The 255-nt window shown below is 53.3% G+C and carries 2 pseudogenes; both read right to left on the bottom strand.

What is annotated here, in order from left to right:
* Positions 1–108 (bottom strand): annotated as a pseudogene (locus ACU8YC_RS28845) (AAA family ATPase); the annotation flags it as partial.
* Positions 108–255 (bottom strand): annotated as a pseudogene (locus ACU8YC_RS28840) (IS21 family transposase); the annotation flags it as partial. The pseudogenes ACU8YC_RS28840 and ACU8YC_RS28845, both read right to left, overlap by 1 nt.

Genomic DNA, 255 nt, shown 5'->3' with positions numbered 1-255 from the left:
CTCCCGGTAGTTCAGCTCTTTTTTAGCCGCCTGCTCCAGCAGGTTTTCTACGTGATAGCTCAGATGCTCCATTTTCAGGCGACTCAGCAGCGCTTCAAGTTCATGCATCACAGCAACTCCTCATAAGTACTCAGTGGCCGATGTTCTACCATGCTGACCTGCTTCCAGAGCGGGGCATGATGTTCCGGCACTGTCTGCCAGCCGGACGATGCTGAGCAGAGACGATGTGATGCCACCAGTTGCTCATTACTGTAG

The organism is Citrobacter sp. VF227 (assembly GCF_052950715.1).
Note: the sequence above shows the minus strand (reverse complement) of the source record. Positions and strands in the feature narration are given on the sequence as shown.